The sequence below is a fragment of the Limnospira sp. PMC 1279.21 genome, assembly GCF_032349615.1.
Classification (GTDB): domain Bacteria; phylum Cyanobacteriota; class Cyanobacteriia; order Cyanobacteriales; family Microcoleaceae; genus Limnospira; species Limnospira fusiformis.
In genome coordinates, this window is sequence record NZ_JARPLU010000141.1 from 5,401 (window position 1) to 12,664 (window position 7,264).

At 46.6% G+C, this 7,264-nt stretch carries 6 protein-coding genes; 2 read left to right on the top strand and 4 right to left on the bottom strand.

Translation table 11 applies throughout. From position 1 onward, the window contains the following. The first annotated feature begins 328 nt into the window (after window positions 1-328). The gene (locus P5683_RS18365; protein ID WP_008051320.1) at window positions 329-1,579 is read left to right on the top strand and encodes an SDR family NAD(P)-dependent oxidoreductase; all 1,251 of its coding nucleotides are present in this window, start codon (window positions 329-331) and stop codon (window positions 1,577-1,579) included. A 62-nt stretch (window positions 1,580-1,641) separates the two neighbouring features. Here P5683_RS18365 and P5683_RS18370 read toward each other — a convergent pair whose 3' ends face one another. The 3 genes from P5683_RS18370 to P5683_RS18380 form a co-directional block, all read right to left on the bottom strand. Continuing rightward, the gene (locus P5683_RS18370) at window positions 1,642-2,400 is read right to left on the bottom strand and encodes a M23 family metallopeptidase (protein WP_006625266.1); all 759 of its coding nucleotides are present in this window, start codon (window positions 2,398-2,400) and stop codon (window positions 1,642-1,644) included. Window positions 2,401-2,506: 106 nt separating this feature from the next. Next, window positions 2,507-4,120 carry an NAD(P)H-hydrate dehydratase gene (locus P5683_RS18375; RefSeq protein WP_315641953.1) on the bottom strand — a complete coding sequence of 538 codons (1,614 nt, stop codon included), beginning with the start codon at window positions 4,118-4,120 and terminating at the stop codon, window positions 2,507-2,509. 26 nt (window positions 4,121-4,146) lie between these two features. Continuing rightward, window positions 4,147-5,124, bottom strand: coding sequence for a hypothetical protein (locus tag P5683_RS18380; RefSeq protein WP_231296372.1), 978 nt, complete (start codon window positions 5,122-5,124; stop codon window positions 4,147-4,149). Window positions 5,125-5,266: 142 nt separating this feature from the next. On the opposite strand from P5683_RS18380, the gene ctpA reads away from it, so the two are divergent. Next, window positions 5,267-6,487 carry a carboxyl-terminal processing protease CtpA gene (gene ctpA / locus P5683_RS18385; RefSeq protein ID WP_187758576.1) on the top strand — a complete coding sequence of 407 codons (1,221 nt, stop codon included), beginning with the start codon at window positions 5,267-5,269 and terminating at the stop codon, window positions 6,485-6,487. 59 nt (window positions 6,488-6,546) lie between these two features. Here ctpA and hisB read toward each other — a convergent pair whose 3' ends face one another. After that, window positions 6,547-7,194, bottom strand: coding sequence for an imidazoleglycerol-phosphate dehydratase HisB (gene hisB, locus P5683_RS18390; protein WP_006625270.1), 648 nt, complete (start codon window positions 7,192-7,194; stop codon window positions 6,547-6,549). Window positions 7,195-7,264: the final 70 nt, after the last annotated feature.

Below are 7,264 nucleotides of genomic sequence, written 5' to 3' on the forward strand. Positions count from 1 at the left end.
GGCGATCGCCTATAACCCCAAAAATTCCCCAACCAGAGGGTAGGGTGTGTCATTCGGACACCACCACATCAACACCCAGCCACTGACTGACTGACGCACCTTCCATCAATCTCATTGTGTTAAGTTTTGTTAAGTTTTGTCAAAAAAATCCCTTTTTTTGGGGGGAGGGGTTGCTTTTCGGTCGCGCCCGTGATAGTCTATGTGATAATGGAAATATTGACTATAATTGTAAAAAAGCATAGATTTCAATTGTAAACTTTATACTTATATATTACCATGAGTTGCCGAGAGTTGTCAATTGGCGATCGCCTCTGTGGATAGATTCAAGATGAAAGCAGAACATGGGATAATCACGGGTGGTTCTAGTGGGATAGGCTTAGAGATAGCGAAACTGCTGATTCAGACAGGGGCGAATATTACCCTAATTGCGCGTGATGGTGAAAAATTAGAAAAGGCGGCGAGGGAACTAGAGAAGTTGTGCCCTGAGCGAGAGGTGTTAACCTTGGCGGCGGACGTGAGCGATCGCCTGGAGATAGAAGCTGCTATGATGAACTCATGCGATCGGCTAGGTACACCGGATATATTGGTGACATCAGCGGGCATAGCTTATCCTGGTTATTTCCTAGAAATACCGATAACAGTCTTTGAACAAACAATGTCAGTGAACTATTTTGGGGCGCTATACTCAGTAAAGGCAATAGTTCCGCTGATGGTGAAACGGGGGAAAGGGACAGTAGTTCTGATCTCCTCCGGGGCGGGTTTAATCGGGCTGTATGGCTATGCCGCCTACTCTCCTAGTAAATTTGCCTTACGGGGGTTAGCCGAGGCTTTACGGGGCGAATTAAAGCCATTGGGGATAAAGATAGCGGTAGTATACCCACCCGACACAGATACGCCACAACTGAGGACAGAAAACTTGACTAAACCGCCAGAAACGCAACAGATAACCGCGACGGCTGGAATTTGGAAACCAGAAGATGTCGCCGAGGCTATTGTGCGAGGTCTGGAAAAGGGGGAGTTTGCAATCACTCCGGGAATGGAAATGACGCTACTGAACCGCCTTCACAGCTTGGTATCACCGGGACTTAACTGGTACTTTGACCGCCTAGTGGCTAAAATCTCCAAACACCATAGAAGCCATGGGGACCGGATTATGAACAAATCTACTCGAGAAGTAGCGATCGCCATTTTGTACCAGTCTGACAAAATTCTCCTACAGCTAAGGGACGATATCCCCACCATAGTTTATCCTGGGGTTTGGGGGATGTTTGGCGGTCATATAGAACCAATGGAAACCCCCCTAGAAACCATGAAAAGGGAATTACTCGAAGAAATTGGCTATGTCCCGACCTCCCTATATGAGTTTGGCACTTATGCGACAGAAGAGGTAGTGCGCCATGTATTTCACGGACCCTTAGAAGTAGGTCTTGAGCAACTGATTTTAGGGGAGGGGTGGGATATGGAACTGGTAACCCGTGCGGATATTATAGCCGGACAAGCCTATTCTAAGCAAGCGGGAATGTTGAAAGCGATCGGCGAACCCCACCGCCTAATTTTACTAGATTTTCTTCAGGCCTAAGCACGGTGTCAATGGCCAATTTCCACAGGAAATATGGCGATCGCGCGCCGCCACTTTGTAGATCATCCGACAATAGGGACACTACCATCATTAGGAAGAAATAGGCGGGGGTCTACCGGAGTTCCGTCAGGTCGGCGAATTTCAAAATGGAGATGGATAGAATAGCCGCCGCCATCAATTTCTCGTCCTTCGTACCCAAAACCAGAACCGCCTCTAATACCGATTAATTGTCCTTGGGAAACGTTATCATTTACCTTGACTCTAATTGACCGTAAATGCAAATATCGGTGTTCCCAACCATCAGGGCGGCGAATATGAATAGACCGACCATCTGCGCCGCTGGTATTATTTTTAACATACTCCACCACCCCATTACTAGCAGCATAACATTCATCAGGAGTATATCCGCCAATATCAACCCCAGCATGAAGTCTTCCCCTCGCATAACCAAACTCAGTTCTGGGTCCCATGCTAGTGCCGCGCATCGGCCATTTCCAACTACTGGAAACAGTAGATGCTGGTTTGGGACTGCTGGCTGGGCTGTTAATATCTGCGGGAGTATTAATGTTTACCGGCTGATTAATGCTGCCTATTTTATCATCTATAATTTGAACGTGAGGGGCGAATATATACCAGGTTTCCCGTTGTCCAGGATGGGGAGGTCTAAATTTAATTTCTAAGTGTCCATATCCGGCTGCTTTATAGTCGGTAATTTCGTATTGGTTGCCAGAATAGATAGAAATTTTATCGGCGGAAGTTAGTTCATGGGCTTGCACAGGTTTCTGTTTTAAGACGGTGTTCTGTTGTATGATAATTTTCATGATTAGTTATCCCGTATTTGGCTAAGTTTAAGTTAAGGAACTAATTATATAGCCCTATGGAGACAGGGAAAGATAGGGAGTAGGGGGGCAAACCCGAATTAACTTGTTAGTTGTTGTATCTGGGTATATTGCCATTAGGAGTAAACTGGGGGAAATGGCTTAACAACTGCTTTAAATTGAGATACTGAGTTAAGGTGAAAGCATCAACTCCCAATTCAGTGCGATCGCTTGCTGCCACTATACCAGCGAGTGAGTGCCACCAAACAGCGACTTGGGCGCTTAATTCTGGGGGCTGTGACCGTAGAGACTGAATAGCGAGTATCCCCCCTAACAAGCCAGTGAGAACGTCGCCACTGCCTCCACGGGCTAGGGCTGGGGTACTTTCTGGGTTAATGATTACTGACTCAGCGGTAGCAATACAGGTTCTTGCGCCCTTTAAAATGACGACAGCGCCAGTTAAACGGGCTGCTTCCCTACTCCCCTCGATAGAGGTATGTGATTCATGATTTAACTGGGGAAACAGGCGTTTAAACTCTCGACGGTGGGGGGTGAGAATGGTTGCAGCCTGACGGTTAGATAGGGTAGTCACGGGGTCTAGTTTGGCTAACAGGTTCAGGCCATCAGCGTCTAAAACTAGGGGTCTATGGCTATTTAATACTGTCTGAATGACGGATACATTGTCAGCGGTTAAACCGGGACCACAGGCGATCGCATCATAACTATCCAAGTTTATATGGTCAGCAATAGAGGCGATCGCACCGTTATCCGTTTCTGGACAACCAATAATCAAGGCTTCCGGTAGTGGAAAACTCAATACGGGTTTGATCGACTCTGGGACAGCTATTGATAGCATTCCCACTCCACTAGCCCGCGCCCCCAGACCTGATAATAGCGCCGCCCCGGTATAACGACGCGATCCGGCAATAATTAATAAATGCCCCTGTTTATACTTATGGGTATTCTGAGGGAGGGGGATAGGTAAATGAGATCTCGCCAATTCCGGAGTTAGTCGCCTTAGGTCGGGAGACACCCCCAGGACAGCATGAATATCAGTTACAGGGATATCAAAATCAATTAACTCGGAAGTTCCCAACCATGGTAAGGCTTCTTCCCGCAAAAAGGCTAATTTCCATAACCCCAAACAGAAAGTTTTGGTTGCTCTAATAGCTGTTCCCAGGACTAATCCTGTGTCAGTATGGATACCTGATGGGATATCAATGCTAAAAACTGGCTTATTCCACCAGCTATTGACAGTTTCGACTATTTGTGCTAAGTCTCCCTGAATGGGACGTTCTAAGCCAAAGCCAAACATCCCATCAATAATTAGATCACAATCTGCTAATTGTGCGATCGCCTCTACAATTTCAATACCCAAACTAGCAGCATATCGAAAATGGTCTGCGGTGAGTGGCTTGTGTTTGCTAAAGGGGGAATATAGCAGGACGCGATAACCGCGATATAATAATTCCCGCGCCACCACCAACGCATCACCCCCATTATGCCCCGGTCCCACCAAAACCCCAATTAAGTTTACTGGTGTGCTGGTATACTCAGAGTGTAAAATCGACAATAGGTGGCGAGTAATATTGAGGGCGACCTTTTCCATTAAAGCTGCCACAGGCATTCCCGCGTCAAAAATGCGAGTTTCTATGGCTTGCATTTGGGCAGCGGTCACAGCAAACTGTTGAATAAGTTGGAAACGATTAGGAGTGCCTGCCATTATTAATCATGCTAAGGGTTTAGGGACTATCTGCCAAAATATATTTGAGCCGAGCCAATTCCCGAATCTGTGAGATAATTTTCCCATTCTTGGGCGAGTCCCAAATTGGCAAAAGGTCCAACGGCTACCAAGGGGTCAGCGAAGTGGTCGCGAATGATAATGCTATTTTGAGGTACACCTAAAGCTATGGCATTTTCAGCAGTCCTAGACAGTTCGGCGGCGGGTGTGGGAATTAATACAAAATAGCCATCAGTATCACTTAGTCCCAGGTTAATACCTGACGCTGCAGGAAGAGGAGTTGGGGTATGAATAGGTAAACCGAGTAACATTTCCAATTGTGTGCGAGAGGCTATGACTTCTCCTCGAATGCGTCTGAGAATTAGTTGACTCAGCAGTTGTTCAGCGTTGGACAGGTTGACAAAACTACCGGCTTGAATTACGGGGACACCCTGATATTGAACAATTTGTGCATTGGGAGATACCTGTCGCACTTGGTCTAGGGATGCTGCCCCAGGTCTGACGTAAACTTGATAAAGTCCTAGGTCAGTGGTGGGGCGAATAAGATTTGGTCTAATATTGGTTTGAATGGGTGCGGTTAACCGTCGCTGGGGGGGGACTACCAGGGGGCTGACATTTATGGAGTTCTGAAATTCGGGAGTATTTCGGAAATCGGTAATTTGGGCTTGAATTCCCCATTGTCTGAGACTGGATACCAGTTGTTGGGCTTGGGTCTGATTGAAATAAATGCCAGCATCAATTACAATGCGATCGCCATATCTTTTAATTATGGCTCCTGGTTGTACCTGTTGGACTATTTCCAGGAGTAAGGGGTTATCCCCTGAAACATAGACCCCGTAGCGTTGCTGTTGTGCTAGGGCGGGTAGGGGTGTTAAGGTTAAGTATCCCCCCAGGAGCAATAATGATATCCAGGGCTTCCTCCCCGCCCATCGAAAGGTAAACTGGAACGGGGACTTGTTTTGATTTTCAAGAGAAGTTACAGTCAATTTCAGTTCCTCCATGGGGGGGTGAGCTTACCCAGCCTGAAACAATTATAGCCATATATGGCGGCGTTTCGGATCATTTATATTTGATCAAATTGATAACATCTCATCATCAATGTTGGAAAAGAACATAAAATTTGCCATTATGCCGAGACGACTGGTTTCTTGTGTCCTCGCCGCCTTCCTACCGATTATCCTAGTCTGGGGAGTAGTTGTGCGACCCGCCTGGGCGCTGACGGATGAACAGAAACTCCTGAGCGAGAGTTGGAGTATTGTGAACCGCGCCTATGTTGATGAGAGTTTTAATCATCAAAATTGGTGGTTATTGCGGGAAAAACAAATTAAGAAACCTCTCAGGAATCGGGAGGAAACTTATCTGGCTATTGAGGAAATGTTGGCGAGTCTTGATGATCCGTTTACACGATTATTGAGGCCGGAACAATATCGCAGTCTCCGAGTTAGTACCTCTGGAGAATTGACGGGAGTGGGGTTACAAATTGCTAAGGATCCTGAGACAGGAGCGCTGGTGGTGGTGACTCCCCTTGATGGTTCTCCGGCTGATGATGCGGGGATTAAGCCGCGCGATCGCATTCTGAAAATTGATGGTTTATCTACTGATAATATGACCTTGGATGAGGCGGCGGCGAAGATGCGAGGCAACCCCGGAACCGAGGTAATTTTAACTGTAAAATCCGCCGAAAATCAGTTAACTAAGGATTTCACCTTACTAAGAGATTACATTACACTAAATCCGGTTTTTTACGAACTGAGAAAAACTGAGGATAATCTGGCTTTTGGTTATCTGCGCCTGCGACAGTTTAGCGCGAATGCGACCAGTGAGGTGACTAATGGGATTAATAACCTGATCAATGCTGGGGCGAAGGGTTTTATTTTGGATTTGCGAAATAACCCGGGCGGACTGCTACAGTCGGGGGTAGAAATTGCTCGGTTGTGGTTAAATCAAGGTGCGATCGTGTATACTGTAGATAGGCGAGGGTCTTTAGGAGGTTTTGATTCTACGAAATCGGCTTTAACTGATGCGCCGTTGGTGGTATTAGTTAATGGTGGTACAGCCAGCGCCAGCGAAATTCTAGCGGGTGCGCTTCAGGACAACCACCGCGCTTTATTAGTGGGTGAAAAAACGTTCGGGAAAGGCTTAATTCAATCCCTATTTGATTTGTCTGATGGTTCGGGGTTAGCGGTGACAGTCGCCCATTATGAAACCCCTAACCATACTGATATTAACAAACAGGGAATTAAGCCCGATCGCATTGTAAAAAGCCCTAATTTAATGCGATCGCAATTAGCAACAGAAGCCGACCCCCAATATCAAGAAGCCGTTGATTTATTGAGGTATCAAATGTAGACCTTCTGTTTCTCCCTGGTGTAGGGTGGGTCGCCTTCCCACCCCAAGTTTTCGATGAGTTATAAAACGCCTTTGGAACTGGGAATAGTACCCGCACGACGTGGATCGATTTCTAGGGCCATTCTGAGCGATCGCGCAAAGGCTTTAAATGCGGCTTCAATAATATGGTGAGAATTAATCCCGTCCAACTGGCGAATATGAAGGGTCATCAAACTGTTATTAGCCACAGCCACAAAAAATTCGCGCACTAACTGGGTATCATAGTTTCCTACCCGGAGAGTGGGGATTTCCAAGCCATAACTGAGGTGAGGACGACCGGAAAAATCTAGGGATACTTGGACTAAGGCTTCATCAAGGGGGGCGACAAAATGACCAAACCGGACAATTCCTTTGCGATCGCCTGTAGCCTTAGCCAAAGCCTGACCCAAAGTAATCCCCACATCCTCATTAGTATGATGATCGTCAATATGAGTATCTCCGACGGCTTTAATCTCCAAATCTAATAAACCGTGGGAGGCAATTTGGTGCAACATATGGTCTAAAAAAGGCACTCCGGTAGCCACATCACAGCTACCTGTACCGTCCAAATTCACCGTCACAGAAACATCAGTTTCCCCGGTAGTACGCTTGACAGTAGCAATGCGGTTATCGGTGATATTAGGGTTAGTTGCGGTGGTGGAAGTTGAAGTGCGATCGCGAGTTTGCATAGTCAATAATTAGGGAACTGATACATTTACGCGACATTTTTCCGGTTGTTCCCGGACAATGCGACGATAC

Excerpts from the sequence above, each read along its gene's own strand:
- P5683_RS18375 (WP_315641953.1), bottom strand. The coding sequence starts at position 4,120 with ATGGCAGGCACTCCTAATCGTTTCCAACTTATTCAACAGTTTGCTGTG.
- ctpA (WP_187758576.1), top strand. The coding sequence starts at position 5,267 with ATGCCGAGACGACTGGTTTCTTGTGTCCTCGCCGCCTTCCTACCGATT.
- P5683_RS18370 (WP_006625266.1), bottom strand. The coding sequence starts at position 2,400 with ATGAAAATTATCATACAACAGAACACCGTCTTAAAACAGAAACCTGTG.
- hisB (WP_006625270.1), bottom strand. The coding sequence starts at position 7,194 with ATGCAAACTCGCGATCGCACTTCAACTTCCACCACCGCAACTAACCCT.
- P5683_RS18365 (WP_008051320.1), top strand. The coding sequence starts at position 329 with ATGAAAGCAGAACATGGGATAATCACGGGTGGTTCTAGTGGGATAGGC.